We start from the raw sequence: 18,082 nt of genomic DNA on the forward strand, positions 1-18,082 counted from the left end.
GGATCGTAAATTTTAATAATATTTAAGAATCTATTCCCTAAATATCCCGCGGAAAAGTAAGGATATATCTAATAGTCTTATTTACCATAAGCCCTGATAAAAGCTGGTCTTCCGACTCCTCCAGTCTTATTTTCCTGCCATTTTTCTGCAACAGATAAATAGGCTGCTTTTGAGTATTGTAAGGAAGCAATTTTCTTTTAATCTCATGCACTAATTCATCCCCATTATCAATTCCGAAAAAATCATTGGTATTTTTTACTTTTTCCTTAATAAATTCTGTATCAAAAGGATGGGATGAAATAATGGTTTTCGGAAGATTTCTTTGGATGACGCATGTACACCAATACGACAATATTTTATCTTCTGCATTTTGCCAGGATTTCATCGCCTGAATTACATCATTATCGTCTAACTGGGTAAACCTGCGTACATCTTCATCCGTAGCAGCACTCTTTTCTCTATACAGGAAATATTTAAGATTATCACCGGCCGGAAGATCTATTCCCTGAGAAACAAGATATTTGGCCCGTTCCAGAATTTTAACCAGAATAAACTCAGCCAATGCCGATGTTTTATGATAATATACCTGCCAGTACATAAACATTCTGGCCGTTAAAAAATTTTCAATCGAATAAACTCCTTTGGCGTCTATAACCAATTCTCCTTCATCGCAAACATTCATCATTGAAATAATACGCTGTGTGTTGATGCTTCCTTCAGAAACTCCTGTAAAAAAGCTGTCGCGCTTCAGATAATCAAGCCTGTCTACATCAAGTTGGGAAGAAATAAGCTGATTAAAAAATTTACGGTGATATTTTCCCTGAAACATTTCAATAGCGCAAGACAATTCGCCGTTGAATTCATCATTCAGGCGGTTCATCAACAATAATGAAAGATTTTCGTGATGCCAGTCATCCATCAGCATACATTCCAGCGCGTGGGAAAATGGACCGTGACCAATATCATGCATTAAAATCGCAAGCATGGCTCCTTTCTCTTCTTCAGGCGAAATGCTGACTCCTTTTTGTTTCAGTGTTTCGAGGGCTGTGAACATCAGATGCATTGCTCCCAAAGCATGATGAAATCTGGTGTGAGTGGCTCCCGGAAAGATAAGATTCAACAGACCCGTCTGTCCGATTCTTCTCAGTCTCTGGAAATATGGATGCTCAATAATATCAAATAAAATTTCATGTGGAATTCTGATAAAGCCGTGAACGGGATCGTTGATAATTTTGAGTTTATTCTGCATTGAAACGTCTGAATTAGTGAACAAATTTAGGAATTTTAAATTTGAGCATTCATTAAATCATCATTAAAAAATTCCGCAAAAATTCAATAAGAATAAATATCCCGAAACATTGCAGTTTTCATTAACTTATATTTAACTTTACAGGTGTTCATTTTGGCAGATTTTAATTTGAGTTGGTCAGCAATTTGATACAATAACCATGTAAAAAATAAATTTTATGTCGGAAAAGATATTATGGATAGATGATGAAATCGACCTTTTAAAACCTCACATTGTATTCCTTGAAAAAAAGGGATATCAGGTAACTCCCGTGAACAATGTAAATGAGGCTTTGGAACTGATGGATTCTGAAAAATTCGCACTAACACTTATAGATGAAAATATGCCCGGAATATCCGGGCTTGAGGCTATTCCTATGATAAAGGATAAAGATAATTCTTTAAAAATAGTGATGGTCACTAAAAGTGAAGAAGAGCATATTATGGAGGAAGCAATCGGTTCTCAGATTGCTGACTATATATTAAAGCCTGTAAATCCGAACCAGATTTTACTTTCTTTAAAGAAAAACCTGCAGCAGGATAATCTAGTTGAGCAAAAGACAATTCTTCAGTATCAGCAGGAATTCAGGAATCTTTCGATGGAGCTTTCATACCTCAGAACTTATCAGGAGTGGGCGGAATATTATAAGAAAATTTTGAACTGGGAAATTAAATTTGATAAGGTTACAGACAATGAATTTGCAGATCTTTTACAATCACAGAAAGAAGAAGCCAATATTCAGTTTGCCAAGTTTATTGAAAATAATTACGAAGACTGGCTTCACGATTCCGAAAAACCCATTATGAGCCATACTCTTTTCAAAGAAAAAGTAAAACCGGAAGTTGAAAAAGAAAAAGTTTTGCTTTTGATGGTGGATAATCTCCGCTATGATCAGTGGAAAGTCATCGAGCCTTTATTCACGAAATATTACAATAAAATTTCTGAAGATTATTACTACAGTATTCTTCCTACAGCAACGCAATATGCGAGAAATTCGTTTTTTGCAGGCCTGATGCCATCAGAAATTGAAAAACGTTTTCCTGACAAATGGTTTAACGATAATGAAGAGGGAAACAAAAATGAATACGAACGTGATTTCCTTGAAGATCAGATGAAAAGAATCGGTCTTGGCTCTAAGTCGATGAAGTACCTTAAAGTCCTGAATGCAGATTTTGAGCGAAAAATTTATGATGATTTTAACCAGCACAAAAACAATGATCTGTTAGTGATCGTTTATAATTTCATCGATATTCTTTCTCATGCGAAAACAGACAATCACATTGTAGATCAGCTAATCCGTGATGATAAGACGTTCAGATCTCTTACTTTAAACTGGTTTGAGAATTCATCTTTGATGAAAATCATCAAAGTGGCTGCCGAAAACGGGTTTAAGCTTGTGATCACAACCGATCACGGAACGGTGTATGTAAAAAAACCTAGTAAAGTTGTGGGTGACCGAGAAACTTCAACTAACATCCGCTATAAAACGGGGAAAAGTCTGACATATGATGACAGTGATGTCTGGGCAATCACTAATCCTGAGAAGCTGTTTCTACCAAAAGGAAATCTGAGCTCAAAATATATTTTTGCAAAAAATAATATTTTCCTTGCTTATCCTAAGAATTACAATCATTTTGTGAACTATTACAAAGAAACCTACCAGCATGGAGGAATTTCACTGGAAGAGTGTATTATTCCGATCAGTATTCTGGAGCCTAAATAAGCAGATGGCTTTTGGCAGTTTACCAATGGCTTTATTAATATGATGTTTCGGGCGGAAAAAATCTAAGATTTTTTCCGCCCGAAACTATTTTAGAACCTAATTAGCTAATTTCATTTCGTATTTTTGGAAAAATTAAAATATTGAAATTAATCACTTATAATGTAAACGGAATCAGGGCCGCTTTCACAAAAGATTTTTTAGGCTGGCTAAAATCTGCCGATCCGGATATTATCTGCATTCAGGAAAGTAAGGCCGGAAACGACCAGATCGACATCGAAAGCCTGGAAAAGCTGGGATATCACAGCTATTGGCATTCAGCAGTAAGAAAAGGCTACAGCGGAGTTGGAATCGCTTCAAAAGTAAAGCCCAATCATGTTGAATACGGTTGTGGTATTGAAAGCTACGATAATGAAGGCAGAATTATACGGGCTGATTTTGACGACTTTTCTGCAATATCGGTCTATGTACCGTCTGCGTCGAATATTGAAAGGCTGGGGTTTAAAATGCAGTTCTGTCATGATTTTCTAGACTACATCAAAAATTTAAAAAAGGAAATTCCTAATCTTATTATTTCGGGAGATTTCAATATCTGTCATGAAGCGATCGACATTCACGATCCGATCCGGTTGAAGAATGTTTCAGGGTTTTTACCAATGGAAAGAGAATGGATGACCGATTTTATTAATGAGTGTGAATTAATCGACAGTTTCAGGTTTTTTAATAATGAACCTGATAACTACACATGGTGGAGCTATAGGCAAAATTCCAGGGCAAAAAACAAAGGCTGGAGACTGGATTATAATTTTACTTCTTATACTTTAAAAGATAAACTTGCCAGAGCGGTTATTTTAAAAGAAGCTGCACATTCTGATCATTGTCCGGCTCTTGTAGAACTTAATTTTTAAATACATTTATATAAAAACAAAAAAGCCAACTCAAGAGTTGGCTTTTGTAATTTAAATCATAAGATTAATCGACAATTTCATATTCCACCGGAATGGTACCCCTATCAGTATCTCCGATTTCATCGAACGCTGCTTTAGACATATCTAAAGCTCTTGACGAATGGTAAGGTCCTCTATCATTAATTTTCACAATCACCTCTTTACCATTGTTCAGGTTTGTTACCTTAATGTTTGTTCCAAAAGGAAGCGTTCTGTTTGCTGCGGTGAACTTTGCATTATCAAAGATTTCTCCGCTTGCAGTTTTTCTACCGTTAAATTTATCGTGGTAGTACGATGCATAACTTGTTTTTTTCGCATCTATGGCATTCATTTTGAACGAATAAACACCAAGGGTTGAAATCATCATTATGATTACGAGAATGAATCTTTTCATCACTTTGAACTTTTATTGGTTTTGACTTGGCAAATGTATCAGGATTCTTTTAAAGTGCCTATTCTAATTGTTAACAAACGTTAATAAAAACATAAATTAACGTTAATATTTTATTTAAATAATTGAAAATCAATTCAATAAACTATATTGTTAAAAAATGTTAAAATTATTATTAAAAAGTTAACAAATTTAACTTGTTTCTATGGAATTTTAAAATTTAAAAAATATAAATAATTAATAATCAAATATTTAAACATTGTCACCTTTAGCAATTATGCCAATTATACCATGCTATAAATAGCTTATATAAATTTCTCATTTGAGATATTCTATTACATAATCGTAACTACCACCAGGATATATTACAGACATATTAGGTGAGCCTGTAACAGCATTCCCAGCATTTGTAGAAATAGTATAAGAATAAAGACTTCTATCATATACAACTCCTGATCCTGTCTTATATATAGTAATGGAATATAAGGAGGTCATTCCAGGAGGTGAGGGAATGCTTACTGTTGAAGAAGTTCCTGTTGCATTAAATGATCCTTTTATTGCATAAATCTGTGAACTGCCGACAAGTGTATTGGTAGGCGTCTCGGCAGTACCAACTGATACTTTTAGATTCGGAGTTACCGCTACCCAAACTGCGTTTGGCGCATCGTAATAGTAGAATCCGACATTTTTAACATTTATCGTCTTACCTGTTCCTGTTCCACTGGTTGCATCATTCACAAATACTAAAGCTCCGTTTTGGTTTGCAGCTCCGGTCCCATTGGTATAGGCCGCATTTTTTGCTTCCAGCTGAGCTCTCGTCAAACGGGGAACCAAAATCGCATCCGGTAAAGAATTGCTTGAAGTATTAGCCTGTATATCTAAAGTTGCTGCAGGGCTGGTTGTGTTAATTCCTACTCTTCCCTGTTGGGCATGAATGCTTATTCCTAAAACAATTAAAATTGTTGATGTTAATAATATTTTTTTCATATGTTTTTTAAGATTTAAATAAATTCTCTAATATCAACTTGTGCATTTTATAAAATATAGCTAAATTATTTTCTCTGCGAATGTAATTAACTTTCAAAGCATTATCTATCGCAAATGTAGCATTTTATTCTAAATGGAAAATAAACCGCACCATAATCATTAATCAATCTCATTATGAACTCTGAATCTTAAACCAATTCTCCATACAGATCAAATTCTTCTGCAGATGTAATTTTTACATCTGCAAAATCACCGATAGAAATATAAGTATTTTCTGCTGATACCAAAACTGTATTATCTACATCTGGAGAATCGTATTCTGTTCTCCCAATGAAATAATTGCCTTCTTTTCTATCGAAAATACACTTGTATACTTTTCCGATTTTTTCCTGATTTTTTTCCCATGAAATTTGTGACTGTAGCTCCATAATTTCCTCTACTCTGGCTTCTTTTACTTCCTGTGGAATAGTATCTTCCAAAACGTAAGCCCCTGTATTTTCTTCATGAGAGTACGTAAAGCATCCAAGTCTGTCAAACTTTTGTTCTTTTACCCAGTCTTTAAGCTCCTGGAAAATTTCTTCCGTCTCGCCTGGATAGCCGACAATAAGTGTTGTTCTGATTGCCATATCTGGAACTTTCTCTCTGAATTTTGACAAAAGAGCATTCGTTTTTTCATGAGTAGTTCCTCTTTTCATTGACTTTAATAAGTCTGAATTGATGTGCTGAAGAGGAATATCAATATAATTACAAACTTTTGGTTCTTCTCTGATAATATCTAACACATCTTCCGGGAAACCACTAGGAAAGGCATAATGAAGACGAATCCACTCGATACCTTCTACTTTTATCAATTCCTTTAGTAAATCTCCAAGCGCACGTTTTTTATAAATATCCAACCCGTAATAGGTAAGATCCTGTGCAATAAGAATTAATTCTTTAGTTCCTTTCTTGGCCAGCTTTTGAGCTTCAGAAACTAATTTTTCGATAGGCGTAGAAACATGTCCTCCCCTCATAAGTGGAATTGCACAGAAAGAACAAGGCCTGTCACAACCTTCTGAAATTTTAAGATAAGCGTAGTGTTTAGGAGTTGTCGTTAAACGTTCTCCTACCAGTTCGTGCTTGTAATCTGCACCCAAATGCTTTAACAAAATCGGAAGATCCCTTGTTCCGAAATATTGATCTACATCAGGAATTTCCTTTATAAGATCCGGCTTATATCGTTCTGATAAACAACCGGTAACAAATACTTTTTCTACCTCGCCCCTGTTTTTGGCCTCTACATAATCAAGAATGGTATTAATTGATTCTTCTTTAGCATTATCTATAAATCCGCAGGTATTGATGACAACAATATCTCCTCTGTCTTCATGAACAACTTCTTTCCCATTGGCTTTCAGCTGACTCATCAAAACTTCGGAATCATAAACATTCTTGGAGCATCCAAGTGTTACTACATTGATTTTCTTCTTTCCTACAGATTTTGTACGCATCTTTTTGATTTTGAGTTTGCAAAGATACGAAATATTGGAGAGTATGGATTAAAAAATAAGCCACTTTTAATAAAGTGACTTTCAATATATTGTTTAAAAATTCCTTTCTTTAAAGCTGGGAGCATTTTCATCTTTTTCGGAAAGTATGGCATCCTGTATACTAATTTTCCAGTCAATATTAAGATCTGAATCATTATATCTTACACTTCCTTCGGATTCCTTATTGTAAAAATTATCACATTTGTAAGAGAAAACCGCAGTTTCGCTGAGTACAGAAAATCCATGTCCGAACCCTCTTGGCACATACAGCTGTACTTTGTTTTCTGCTGTAAGTTCAATTCCAAACCATTTTCCATAGGTTGGTGAATCTTCTCTCAGGTCAACTGCAACATCCCAAACGCTGCCCTCAAGGCAAGAAACCAATTTGGCCTGTGCATGCTCACCTTTCTGTAAATGTACTCCGCGGATTACGCCATAAGAAGATTTGGAGATGTTATCCTGAACAAAATGCCCATTCATTCCTGTAAGCTCCTCAAATTTTTTTTCATTAAATTTTTCAAAAAAATACCCTCTATCATCTTCAAAAATTGTAGGTTCGATGATATAACAATCTTTTAGCGGAGTTTCTTTTATTTTCATTTTTTATTTAATAACAGATTTCATTTTCCTTTTTAAGCTTATTTTCATACCTAAATATATTGCTCCAAAGGGAATAAAAATAATCAATATAACAATACCAATGGGTAATTTTGTATGGAGTAAAAAGACATTGATCACTAACTGACTAATAGCATAAATGCTACTGATTGTAAGGTGAGACAGCTTTTTTTCATTAGCAAGCAGTTGATAAAGATGTCTTCTGTGAGCTTCGAAAATGTTTTCTTTCAAACTCAGCCGCTCAATAATTGTCAATACAACTTCCATTCCGTAAACAGAAAACAGCAAGATATATTTATAATCCTGAGTTTTCATAATAAGAAGAGTTACCAAACCAATTACCCAAAAACCGATACCCATACTTCCCACATCTCCGGCGAAGCATTTCGCTTTTTTTCTGAAATTAAAAAACAGAAAAACCAAAGACGCCAGAATTGCATAGGTTATAAAGTCATCTGCTGTAAAAGCAATAATATCTTGATTGATGTATAGCAAAGTCAGTAATGTAACTAAAGTATAAGCACCTGTCATCCCATTTATTCCATCCATAAAATTATAGGCATTTAATGTACCTATGATCATTATAAAGAACATCGGCCACGTCCAAAATGGTAATAGATTAAATGTTTTAGTGAAATAAAGCAAAAGGCATACAGATATAAAATGAACTGAAATTCTCACTTTGCCTGACAGTGTTTTAATATCATCTATAAAGCTGACAAGACATATTGCCAGTAATCCAAGCCCGAACGGCCAGTATACCTGGATTGTTTCTTTACAATTAAATAAACAAAAAATCATAAAGGCTATCGGAAAGATAATTCCGCCTCCTCTCAGTGTAATCTGCGAATGGGCACTGCGATGATTGGGTTTGTCGATAATATTATATTTATCGGCGATTTTAAAATAGATATGTATTAAAATAAATAATGTTATGAAAACCAAGAGATGTTCTATCATTCGTGTTCAAAGCTTTTTATAGTTTTTATTAATCCTTCTTTAGTCGACGAGGGAAGATGTCGAATATTTAAATTTTCTTTTATTTTCTGGTTAGAAACTTTATAATTTTCTGTCAGTTTTTTTAATCTTTCCGAATTTAATGAAAATTTTAATTTGTCACCAATTTTCGAAAAAGATTTTATAACGAAAGGATAGATTTTTAATTGTTTTGTCTTTTTTCCAAGAACTTCATCAATAATCTCTATCAATTCATTAGTTGATACAAAATCGTCATCTGCAAAATTATAAATTCCAGACTTAATTTCTTTATTTGTTAATAATTTTAATATTAAAAAGTTTAAATTATCTATACTTAAAAAAGATCTTTCATTATCAAAGGCTGCTAAAGGCCACGGAACATTTTTTTTAACCAACTTATAAAGCAAATTTAAGTTTCCTTTATTTCCCGGGCCATGAATCATGCATGGACGAATAATGAAAAGTCTTTTTGTGCATGGAAGTTTACAAGAAAGCAAATATTCTTCTGCAAGTAATTTAGATTTGCCATAAGGTGTTTGAGGTTGTGCGATTTGAGTTTCATACAAAATATCTTCAACGGTATCTGCTACAGCTTTTACACTGCTGAAATAAATAAAATCTTTTATATCAGAATGTAAAAAATCGTTAAAAATTTTCTTTGTTAATTCAGTATTCACCTTAAAATATTCATCTGCAACTGAAGTATCTTCAGTATCATGTGCTTTGCCTGCAAGATGAATAATCGCATCGGCATCTCCAGGACAATTCCATTCGTTACGCATGGAAATTGCGAAAATATTTATTTTTTCTTCATTAAGATATTTCGATACATTTTGCCCTACAAAGCCTGATGCTCCGGTGATTATAACTTTCATTATTGAGAAATTATTTTTTCAAGATTTGAAATACATTGCTCCATTGTGTAGTTAAAATCATAATATTCTTTTCCATTTCTTCCTAAGGTAGCCAAATCACCATTTTTCATTTGTGATATCATTTGAATTACAGATGCTAGCTTTTCTGCTTGACCTGCAGGCACAGAAAAGCCACAATTAGCTTCGGCTATGTTTTCCGCTCCTTCTCCATTTAACATTGCTAAAATTGGTTTTCCTGAACTCATGTACGCCTGAACTTTTGCAGGAACAGTAATATTAAATATAGGGTCATCTTTAAGACTTACTAATAATATATCTGCAACATTGAAAAAAGAAGCCATAGCTTCAACGGGATAGCGACCTACCGTATAGACAGTTTTCTCAAGGTTATTCATTTTAATAAACTCCTGAACAAAAGGCATCTTCCTACCATCTCCTACTAAAATAAACTTAATATCAGTATTTTCCTTTAAATACAAAGCAGCCTTCATAACATTATCCATATCCTGTGCTTCACCGATATTTCCAGCGAACATTACCTTGAATCCTTCTGGAAGCTTAGGCAGTGGGAAGTTTTTGTTTCCTGAACATATAGTATGTTCTGCCCAATTAGGAAAATATTCGATTTTACTTTCAAAATCGCCTTTTTCCAAAATAGATTTTTTAAAACCTTTAGATGTGACAAGTATTTTTTCTGATTCTTTGTAAAAGCTCTTCACCATTCTAGTAAAAAAACTTATTATAAATTTATTTTTAATACCACCAGCTATTTCAAGGCTTTCCGGCCATAAATCCATTACCCAAAAGTAAATGGGAGTTTTTTGCAGTTTCTTTACTATTAATGCAGGATAAAACTGTGTAATAGGTGATGGCTCATGTACAATAATCCTGTCAAACTTTTTAGACGATAGTTGTATTGCTTTCAAAGAAGCAAAGAAAGCCCAGCTAAAATAGTTGAGAAATAATCTAAAACCGCCGCCGTTTCCTCTTGTTAACAATAATGACCTTACAACTGTAACGCCATTAATAATTTCCTTTCTTTTTTTTAAATATCCATACCCATTAAACACTTTACCTTCAGGATAATTTGGAATGCCTGTAAGAACAGTAACATCATGACCTCTTTTTTTTAATTCAAAGGCTAAATCATTACTTTTAAAATTTTCAGGAAAAAAATATTGAGTTACAATAAGTATTTTCATTATTTTTTGCTCCACACTACTCTGTTAATATAATCTGTATAGCTGAGAATAATCCTTACCATCTTTTCAGATACGTTTGGCATTGAATAATCTGCAACCTGTCTGTAATTTCTTTCTTTTCCGGTTTCCTGCTGCTGAAGCTGGGCAAGTCCCTGCATAATTCTTTCCGGTGACAACCCTACCATCATCACGGAAGCTTCTTCCATGGCTTCCGGTCTTTCGTGAGCTTCCCGTATGTTCAGGGCCCTGAAATTCAAGATTGAAGATTCTTCAGAAATGGTTCCAGAATCTGATAAAACCGCATAGCTTCTCATCTGCAATGCATTATAGTCATGAAATCCTAATGGTTTTAAAAACTGAATTTCAGGTCTCATGGTCAGCTTCATTTTATCAATCATATTTCTGGTTCTTGGATGAGTAGAAACAATAATTGGGAATCCGAACTTTTCCACAATAGCATTAAGGCTTTCCATCAATCCATTAAAATTTTTCTCTGAATTGATATTTTCTTCCCGGTGAGAAGAGACTACAAAATATTTCCCTTGTTCTAAATTTAAACGGCTTACTACATCTGAGCTTTCGATTTGCTGCAGATAGTGATTCAAGACCTCAAACATCGGAGAACCTGTCTTAATAATCCGGTCTGCAGGAAGCCCTTCTCTTAAAAGATATTCTCTTGCAATATCTGAATACGTAAGATTAATATCCGCTGTATGATCAACTATTTTCCTGTTTGTTTCCTCAGGAACCCTTTGATCAAAACATCTGTTTCCAGCTTCCATATGAAAAATCGGAATCTGCCTTTTTTTAGCAGGAATCGCACAAAGACATGAATTGGTATCACCCAACACTAAAAATGCATCAGGCTTTATCTCTTCCAGAAGAGGATCAATTTTAATCAAAATATTTCCGATCGTTTCAGTAGCTGTTTTTCCGGCCGCTTCCAGGAAATAATCAGGTTTACGAAGTCCTAAATCTTCAAAGAAAATCTGATTAAGCTCATAATCATAATTTTGCCCTGTATGTACGATAATATGTTCAACAGCCTCAGAATGATCTAAAGCTGACAATACTCTTGAGAGTCTAATAATTTCGGGCCTGGTGCCCACCACGGTTATTACTTTTAATTTCTTCATTTGTAAAATTTGAAATTATTTTTTTTTGCAGCATCAAAAATACCAAATTCAAATGATAAATAGATATTTCCATGATGTTGTGATAAAAATAAAATTTGCTATAGCCTATAATTCTTATTTTAATACGATATTGAAACTGTTGAGGCTATTATTTAATAGTAATATAATATTCTATTCGATCATACTTCCACAAAATAGGTATCAGCATCTTCCGGATTAAACGGCTCATTGATCCAAAAGATAGTGTATAGTTCTTCTTCTCCAATATTTTTAATGTTATGTGTATACCATATCGGCATGTCTACATAAGCTGGCTCATTACTATCAAGATAAAAGTCTAATACTTCGTCCGTATCAATCTTTCTCAACTGTATTAATGCTTTTCCTTTTATTACTGCAAATCTTTCTATTTTCCTGGTATGAAAATGATTTCCTCGTGTAATTCCCGGAACAGTCGTTGAAAAGGAACATTGGCCACCAATCCCCAACCTGATCACTTCCACAAAGGCACCTCTGGGATCTGTATGTTGTATAAATTTTACAGGGTAATGATTTTTAATATCAAAGTAACACCGGAACGTATTAAAAAGGTTTAAATCAAAACTACTTTCCAATCCAGGAATTTCGCCATTGTCAAAATATAAATTTTTAAAGTTTTCCAGCTTTTGAAGAACTTCGGACACTTTATTTACTGAAGTATGAGGTACTTCATAAAACGTATTTGCGCCCTCATTTTCAATCTGGCTGATGATTTCCTGAACGAGCTCTGCTACATAAATTAATTTTACTTCACCATCATTATCAATTACCGGTTTTTCACCATGAGTTAATTTATGGCAAAAGGTTGCAATGAAAGAATTATAGTTAGGTTTACCGAAAGGTCCAAACACATTAGGAATTACCATCCCTGAAAATTTTCCTCCTGCTCTTTCCGCCCAGTCTGCCAGTAATTCTCTTCCCTCTTTTTTGGATTTTCCATACCAATTATATTTTTCTTCCTGTGATGAAGACGAAAAAACAACATGTGCTTTGGAGCCTGTATTTTCCAGTGATGTTACTAGTTTTTTAACAAGATCCACATTATTATGGTAAATAACCTCGGGATCAGGATGGCGATGCATTGCCGCCAAATGGATAATCACATCGCATTGTCTGACAAATTCATCTAACTTTTCAGATTCATCAAAAATTTCTCTGTCAAAATTTATTCTTTCGTATTTGTCCGGAGTTAATCCTAAAGTATTATATAAATGAGATCCGACAAAACCATTTTGTCCTGTAATTCCGATTCTTTTCATGATGTTAATTTTTCAAAATAATCTATCTCAAAACGATATTGGTCATCTATTTCCCCCAATAAGTAATTGGCCATTACCAATAGTCTTGATCCGTTTTCTTTCGCCTGAATCGCCGTAGCATATCCTTGGGGAATGTGCAGAACATTTAACTGACGACTGTCCAGTTCAAATTCTATTATTTCAGTTTGTTTATCTGGTTCGATCCAATTGTCAATTTTCACAAGCCTTATGATAAAGCTTCCCGTTAATGCACTAAACCAGCGCTGCTCTATTTTATGTCCTATCCAGCCTCTGACAAAATGTGTATCTTTATTTTCGATAAAGTAAATTCTTTTCACTTCGGAAGCATCGAAATTATTATTGAAAAAAAGAGTGCCCCTTTCATCCAGATGATTTCCTCCGGAAATAATTTTAGGAATTTCCATATTAATATACTTTAATCCGGATACTGCATGATATCTTCTCCTAACACTTCTTTTCGGATGAGAGGAAGCTTCATTAAAAGCTTTTTCATCCCTTCGACATCCTGCTGCTGAGTGTTATGAGAGTGATAATCCTCAACCTTTGAAATATCCTTTGTTCCTTCAGAAAAGTACTGAGCATAGTTCAGATCCCTGTTATCAGCCGGAATTCTATAAAAATCTCCCATATCTTCAGCTTTAAGCATTTCTTCACGCGTACACAATGTTTCGTACAGCTTTTCACCATGTCTGGTTCCAATAACTTTTACAGGGTTATCTGCTTTAAACATTTCTTTCAGTGCTTGAGCGAGATCTCCAATTGTTCCTGCGGGAGCTTTATTGACAAACAAATCTCCGGGATTTCCGTGTTCAAATGCAAATAAAACCAAATCTACAGCTTCTTCCAGTGACATCAGGAATCTTGTCATATTCGGATCTGTAACGGTAATCGGTTCTCCGTTTTTAATCTGCTTTACAAATAGAGGAATAACAGAGCCTCTTGAAGCCATCACATTACCATATCTAGTGAGGCAGACCACTGTATTTTCAAGATTTCTGGATGCTGCTACGGCGACCTTTTCCATCATTGCTTTAGAAATTCCCATTGCATTGATAGGATAAGCAGCTTTATCGGTACTCAAGCATATCACTTTCTGTACATGATTCTGAGCTGCGGCGTCAATAACATTCTGTGTTCCCTCAACATTTGTCTTCACGGCCTGCATGGGGAAAAATTCGCAAGAAGGTACCTGTTTAAGGGCTGCTGCATGAAAAACATAATCTACACCTCTCATAGCCGATTCAACACTTCTGTAGTCTCTTACATCACCTATATAGAATTTTAATTTATCATTTTTAAACTGATTTCTCATATCATCCTGCTTCTTTTCATCGCGGGAGAAAATCCTGATTTCTTTAAAATGATCTGTATGAATAAATTTCCTTAAAACAGCCGTTCCAAATGAACCTGTTCCGCCGGTAATAAGCAGGGTTTTATTTTGTATTTGCATTATTCTAACAATTCAATAAGTTTATTTATATTATTATTTACTTTGCTGACACTATCTTTTACATTATTTCCTAAAGATAATGTAAAAGAAGCAACAATACTATCAACATTATCAGGATCAAATACCAATGACGGATTGCAGACCGCATAGGTATAAGGTAAATCTGCACCAATGATTTTACAATTATTATCAATAGCCTCTAAAAGGCCTAATCCAAAACTTTCAGACAATGAAGGAAATATTAAATATTCTGCGGCATAATAAATTTTACCCAGAACATCTCTTGAAATGTTGCCGTAGTTTATAATAGGATATCCATTTTGCTTTTTTAACTCTATAAGATTATATAATGTATTAAATTGTCTATCTATTGTAAGCATTAGTTTTCCTGTTTTATGTATATCATAAAATTTACAGAAAGCATCAATTAATTTTAAATGATTTTTATGCTGATGACCATTACTTACATACAGGTATGTTGATTTTTCTTTTTTTACTGTCTCATCTTTAATTACTTCATAAAAAGGAATAATAAAAATTTTTTTCAAATCTATCCCTATTCTTCTTGATAGCAGTTCAGCCATAGTATCTGATTGCACTATCCATTCATCAGTATTATTTTTAAAGTTTATTAAAGCTTTTCTCTTTAGCCATAATAATGCTTTTGTTTTTATATTATAAGAGGGTGGAATTTCCAAAAAAAGTCTCTGATGAAAATATACATATACTTTACAAGAAAGTTTAATAGTAGGTGGTAGATTTGCAAAACACAAAACAGTGCTAAAAATATCCTTATTTTTTTTGTAAAATAAGTTTCTGTTTTTCAATCCTGATTTTAAAAAAGTGATTGTATTAGAGTCTTTAATGTGAAAATTGATATGTAACAATCTTTCATCCAGTAGATAATAAATTTTTCTATCAGTATTTTCGAGCTTTTCTATAAGATAATCTAATAGAATCTTACCTCCACTGTCATTAATATAAACTGCGTCTATTAATATCATAATCAATTTATTATAATGCGAAGTTTATTGAAAATTCAACTTCAGCATTGAAAAGTCTTTAATAAAAATGCTCTTTTTTGTCAATGGGATGAGTACCTGCATTATCATATTATTTTAGTAATTCCAAATAAGAATTTATTTGATGTACATCTTTTTCGTTAATATTAAAATTCTGAACATTTTCGTAGTATGTATACTAATTTTGCTCAATATTATGAATAGCATCCATTAAAGATTTCTCATTTCAGGATCAAATATACAGCCTGTTTCAGGTTCCGTTAATAATTCTGTATTAGAACCTATCATTTGGCTCAAAAGGAGTACGCAATCATGATGCAAAGCCTCTTCTACAACCAGTCCCCACGGCTCGCTAACAGAGGGCAATACAATAGTCTTTTTAGAGATTTCGTCCCAAAGATATTTTTTTTAAATTAATTTCTCTGCATTATTACAATATTGATTCAATGCTTCGTTTGATAAATTCACCATATTAGTGAGCACCTTTTTTATATGCTCTTTGTCAATATCTACCCAGTATCCTGCATTATAATCATCCAAATCTTTCCAGCTGGATGATTTTGTTGTGATTACCGGCAAGCCATATGCTAAGGCCTCAACAACTACCATTGGAGAACCTTCCGAATAAGATGGTAAAATAAAAAAATCTGAAGCGTCAAAAACGTCATACTTTGCGGAACCGAACTGTGGCTCAATGATAAAAACTTTATCTTTCAGCTGTAATTCATTTATTAAAGCCTCTACTTCTACCTGATAATTAAATTCGTTATTTCCTACGATAACCAAAATCCAGTCATTAAATTTTTCCTGAAGTTCTGAAATAGCAGGCAGTAGCATATCCAAACCTTTTTTGGGAGTAATTCTTGAGAGATAGAGTAATACTTTTTTATCTTTGGGTAAGTGATATTTGGATTTGAATCTATACCCATTTCCTTTTTGTAAAAGAACTTTAGAGCCTATACCATTTTCTATGTAGGCAATAGGATTTTTCAGTCCTAATTTTCTAAAATCTTCAATTTCATATTCAGATGTAGCATGAAGTACACTTGCTTTTTCCAAATTCTTCATTTCAAAAAGCGATAATGCAATCTTTTTCTTTAATTTAGAATTTTTCAGAGCGTGTTCTGCCAAAGTGCCATGGGGTGCGATGATCGTCTTTGCCCCATTATTTCTTAAAATAGATGTTATTAAAGATTGAGATATCCACAAGCTATGTTGATGAACGATATCATTGCTATTATCTTTTAAAGCTTTATTTATTTCTGTAACAGAAGCTTTTATAACAGAAAAAGTATGAGGAAACCCAAGTAACTTCTCTTTAGGAAAACCATAATTTTCTGAAGCCCATAATATGGTTTCTTCTTTGTCAGAACTCCACACACTGACGTTTTCTCCCAATTCCAGCTGAGCTTTTGCAAGCCCCATGCTAATATTGCCTAAACCACAAGAAGCTTTACCAAAAGAATCAACTGTATGTGTAATTTTCATTATTCGTAGCTAGATATAAATTTCTTTATGACAATCTCCGGATTAAAATTTTCCTCAGCTAATTGTAAGCTTATTTCTGAAAACTCTTTCCAGTATTCTTCTCTATCCATTAGCATGTTAAATTTCTCCTTAATTTCAGCATGATTGGAAGGATCAAAGATATAGCCATTTTTACCTTCCGAAACTGTTTCAAAGTGGTTTCCACAACGATCACTAACGAATACAGGCAACCCGGATGAAATAGCTTCAACAATAGATAATGGACTTGGGTCTGAAAACGAAGGTAGCAAAAAAACATCAGCATTTTTATATTCTTCTCCTATTTCTTGCTGTGTAAGATTTCCTAAAAGCTTTACATGATCATCCAAATTATGATCTTTGATGTATTTTAAATAATTATCATAAGAACTTCCTGTACCTGCAATTTTTAAAATAATCCTCCTGAGATTTTCGACACCCACTGCATTCATAAAATTCTTTATTCCTTTTATGTTTTCTTCTAACCTGGCAACCAGAAGAAAAACAGGTAGCTTGTTGTTTTTATCTACTGTTTTATTAGTGTTAAAAACATTTGTAGATACTACATTCGGTAGATATACAATATTATGAATTGGAATATCCCATTTTGCAAATGACTTTACAGACATCTCGCCCGGAATTATAAACTTGCCATCAATCTGTCTGAAAAACCATTTTTTTAAAAAGTCCCTTAGCTTATTTTTAGCCTGACTTTCATTTGTTAAATAATTAGCTTCACTCCAAACTGATAAAGTATTCTTTGCCAATCCTATACTTTTTAAAAAGGCTATCAGCATCACATTCGGATTATTCCAACTGCCTCCTAAAATAATTTCATCCTTAGATTTTATTAGATCTTTTACCAAAAGAGGATTAAAATGAAAGAAAAAACCTTTTATATCAAGGTATAATCCGTTACCGATTTTATATTTAAACTTAAGATCATTCAGATCAATATTCCAATTTCTGTTGGACTCTGTTTCTCTCATGAAAAAAACTTCAAAATCGAAATTACTTCCTTTGCGAGTCTGTTCCAGCAGATTGTAAAAGAAAACTCTGTATGGAGGAATTATGTTTGTAAAGAAATATACTTTTTTGTTCTTCATCTATTAGC

General features: G+C 33.6%; 18 protein-coding genes. 2 read left to right on the forward strand and 16 right to left on the reverse strand.

Annotated features, from left to right (window positions below):
* Positions 1-37: 37 nt before the first annotated feature.
* Positions 38-1,249, reverse strand: coding sequence for an HD domain-containing protein (locus BMW64_RS00980; RefSeq protein WP_089997990.1), 1,212 nt, complete (start codon positions 1,247-1,249; stop codon positions 38-40).
* A 217-nt stretch (positions 1,250-1,466) separates the two neighbouring features.
* Here BMW64_RS00980 and porX point away from each other — a divergent pair, with 217 nt between their 5' ends.
* Together porX and BMW64_RS00990 are read left to right on the forward strand one after the other, a co-directional pair.
* A complete protein-coding gene (gene porX, locus BMW64_RS00985) occupies positions 1,467-3,011 on the forward strand; it encodes a T9SS response regulator signal transducer PorX (protein ID WP_089997991.1) in 1,545 nt (514 codons plus the stop codon).
* 140 nt (positions 3,012-3,151) lie between these two features.
* On the forward strand, positions 3,152-3,916 hold the full coding sequence (locus tag BMW64_RS00990) for an exodeoxyribonuclease III (RefSeq protein WP_089997992.1): 765 nt from the start codon (positions 3,152-3,154) through the stop codon (positions 3,914-3,916).
* Between the two features lie 64 nt (positions 3,917-3,980).
* On the opposite strand, the gene BMW64_RS00995 is transcribed toward BMW64_RS00990, so the two are convergent.
* The 15 genes from BMW64_RS00995 to BMW64_RS01060 all read right to left on the reverse strand — a co-directional run bounded on the left by BMW64_RS00995 (position 3,981) and on the right by BMW64_RS01060 (position 18,074).
* The gene (locus tag BMW64_RS00995) at positions 3,981-4,352 is read right to left on the reverse strand and encodes a septal ring lytic transglycosylase RlpA family protein (RefSeq protein WP_089997993.1); all 372 of its coding nucleotides are present in this window, start codon (positions 4,350-4,352) and stop codon (positions 3,981-3,983) included.
* 312 nt (positions 4,353-4,664) lie between these two features.
* Entirely contained in the window at positions 4,665-5,333 is a 669-nt protein-coding gene (locus BMW64_RS01000) for a hypothetical protein (protein ID WP_089997994.1), read from the reverse strand.
* 188 nt (positions 5,334-5,521) lie between these two features.
* Entirely contained in the window at positions 5,522-6,823 is a 1,302-nt protein-coding gene (rimO, locus tag BMW64_RS01005) for a 30S ribosomal protein S12 methylthiotransferase RimO (RefSeq protein ID WP_089997995.1), read from the reverse strand.
* 93 nt (positions 6,824-6,916) lie between these two features.
* Complete coding sequence (rfbC, locus tag BMW64_RS01010; RefSeq protein ID WP_089997996.1) at positions 6,917-7,462, reverse strand: dTDP-4-dehydrorhamnose 3,5-epimerase; 546 nt, start codon at positions 7,460-7,462, stop codon at positions 6,917-6,919.
* 3 nt (positions 7,463-7,465) lie between these two features.
* Positions 7,466-8,440, reverse strand: a complete 975-nt coding sequence (locus tag BMW64_RS01015) for an MraY family glycosyltransferase (protein ID WP_089997997.1) — start codon at positions 8,438-8,440, stop codon at positions 7,466-7,468.
* Positions 8,437-9,333: an NAD-dependent epimerase/dehydratase family protein gene (locus BMW64_RS01020; RefSeq protein WP_177175207.1), complete on the reverse strand. Its 897-nt coding sequence runs from the start codon at positions 9,331-9,333 to the stop codon at positions 8,437-8,439. Before BMW64_RS01020 ends, BMW64_RS01015 begins: the two co-directional genes overlap by 4 nt.
* Positions 9,333-10,535 carry a glycosyltransferase family 4 protein gene (locus tag BMW64_RS01025; protein ID WP_089997999.1) on the reverse strand — a complete coding sequence of 401 codons (1,203 nt, stop codon included), beginning with the start codon at positions 10,533-10,535 and terminating at the stop codon, positions 9,333-9,335. Before BMW64_RS01025 ends, BMW64_RS01020 begins: the two co-directional genes overlap by 1 nt.
* Entirely contained in the window at positions 10,535-11,671 is a 1,137-nt protein-coding gene (gene wecB / locus BMW64_RS01030) for a non-hydrolyzing UDP-N-acetylglucosamine 2-epimerase (RefSeq protein WP_089998000.1), read from the reverse strand. Before wecB ends, BMW64_RS01025 begins: the two co-directional genes overlap by 1 nt.
* Positions 11,672-11,850: 179 nt before the next feature.
* A complete protein-coding gene (locus BMW64_RS01035) occupies positions 11,851-12,969 on the reverse strand; it encodes a polysaccharide biosynthesis C-terminal domain-containing protein (protein WP_089998001.1) in 1,119 nt (372 codons plus the stop codon).
* Entirely contained in the window at positions 12,966-13,394 is a 429-nt protein-coding gene (locus BMW64_RS01040; RefSeq protein WP_089998002.1) for a WxcM-like domain-containing protein, read from the reverse strand. Before BMW64_RS01040 ends, BMW64_RS01035 begins: the two co-directional genes overlap by 4 nt.
* Before the next feature lie 11 nt (positions 13,395-13,405).
* Positions 13,406-14,440 (reverse strand): polysaccharide biosynthesis protein, encoded by a 1,035-nt coding sequence (locus tag BMW64_RS01045; protein WP_089998003.1) that lies wholly within the window; start codon positions 14,438-14,440, stop codon positions 13,406-13,408.
* Positions 14,440-15,444, reverse strand: a complete 1,005-nt coding sequence (locus tag BMW64_RS01050; protein WP_089998004.1) for a glycosyltransferase — start codon at positions 15,442-15,444, stop codon at positions 14,440-14,442. The genes BMW64_RS01045 and BMW64_RS01050 overlap by 1 nt, the downstream gene beginning before the upstream one ends.
* A 228-nt stretch (positions 15,445-15,672) precedes the next feature.
* The gene (locus BMW64_RS21100) at positions 15,673-15,849 is read right to left on the reverse strand and encodes a glycosyltransferase (RefSeq protein ID WP_143052637.1); all 177 of its coding nucleotides are present in this window, start codon (positions 15,847-15,849) and stop codon (positions 15,673-15,675) included.
* A 21-nt stretch (positions 15,850-15,870) separates the two neighbouring features.
* Positions 15,871-16,950: a glycosyltransferase gene (locus tag BMW64_RS01055; protein ID WP_089998005.1), complete on the reverse strand. Its 1,080-nt coding sequence runs from the start codon at positions 16,948-16,950 to the stop codon at positions 15,871-15,873.
* A complete protein-coding gene (locus tag BMW64_RS01060) occupies positions 16,950-18,074 on the reverse strand; it encodes a glycosyltransferase family 4 protein (RefSeq protein ID WP_089998006.1) in 1,125 nt (374 codons plus the stop codon). The genes BMW64_RS01055 and BMW64_RS01060 overlap by 1 nt, the downstream gene beginning before the upstream one ends.
* Positions 18,075-18,082 lie beyond the last annotated feature (8 nt).

It is taken from the genome of Chryseobacterium taichungense (assembly GCF_900109935.1).
Lineage (GTDB): Bacteria > Bacteroidota > Bacteroidia > Flavobacteriales > Weeksellaceae > Chryseobacterium > Chryseobacterium taichungense.